This is a genomic window from Acinetobacter sp. 243_ASPC (genome assembly GCF_001054715.1).
Classification (GTDB): Bacteria; Pseudomonadota; Gammaproteobacteria; order Pseudomonadales; family Moraxellaceae; genus Acinetobacter; species Acinetobacter soli.
In genome coordinates this window covers 1-899 of the sequence record NZ_JVOR01000102.1, presented here as the reverse complement: position 1 = coordinate 899, position 899 = coordinate 1, and the positions used below count along the sequence as shown (strand labels likewise).

1 protein-coding gene and 1 pseudogene are annotated in these 899 nt (G+C 38.6%); both read left to right on the top strand.

Annotation, left to right across the window (positions count from 1 at the left end):
* Window positions 1–486 (top strand): annotated as a pseudogene (locus tag ADA42_RS18505) (hypothetical protein); the annotation flags it as partial.
* Window positions 483–854 carry a hypothetical protein gene (locus tag ADA42_RS13760; RefSeq protein WP_048765759.1) on the top strand — a complete coding sequence of 124 codons (372 nt, stop codon included), beginning with the start codon at window positions 483–485 and terminating at the stop codon, window positions 852–854. The pseudogene ADA42_RS18505 and the gene ADA42_RS13760, both read left to right, overlap by 4 nt.
* Window positions 855–899 lie beyond the last annotated feature (45 nt).

Sequence of the window (899 nt, the reverse complement as noted above, 5' to 3'; positions counted from 1 at the left end):
ATGTCAAAGCAGATAATTAATATCGGCAACAGTCCGAATGATGGGAATGGTGAACCGGCTCGAAGTGCGTTTAATAAAACCAATAAAAACTTTGATGAAGTTTATTCTGCATTAGGTGGTGGTTCAGGCACGATTCCAAACGCAATGCCTGTTGCAAATGGTGGAACAGGTGCAACCACAGCACCTGCTGCTAGAATTAATTTAGGTATTCAAGAGGCTGTTGCTGGATACACAGATGTAACAAGTCAAAGAGTGGGTGGGACAGTTTATACAAACTCATCTAACAAATTAAAATTTATAATAGTAATTATAAATGTGCCTGCAAAAACCTATGCTGGTATACATTTAAACTCTACAAATAATGCTTTAGCACAAGTTTACTCAGATAGTGCGATGTCTCAATTTCCACTTATTGCTGCTATACCACATGGCTCGGGTTACGCATTAAATACGAACAACATTGTAAAATGGTTGGAGACAACATGAAATATTTTAAAAAAGTTGACGGCTCAGTTTGGGCGTTTGAGCAAGATGGATCGCAAGATGAGCTGATTACAGAAGAGTTTACAGCAATGACCGCTGAAGAAATTGATCGTCATCTGAATCCGCAAAATTACTTCACCGATGCTGAAAAAGCCGCAATTGCTGCACAGCAAAAAATGATTCATGCACAAAGTGAATATGATCGGGTCAGTATTGAAATCACACGTTTGAATGATGCAATTGAAGATGAAGATGGTGATCTCGAAGAATTGAACACTGATAAAGCCGTACTTGTTGATTATCGTAAATCTTTGCGGACATTTCTAAAGTCAGATGGTTTGGGAGAATTACCAGATGAGCCTCAACAGTGATTTTCAAAAGCTGTATGTCGATGGACTGATCACGCTTTATGAACT

Excerpts from the sequence above, each read along its gene's own strand:
- ADA42_RS13760 (WP_048765759.1), top strand. The coding sequence starts at position 483 with ATGAAATATTTTAAAAAAGTTGACGGCTCAGTTTGGGCGTTTGAGCAA.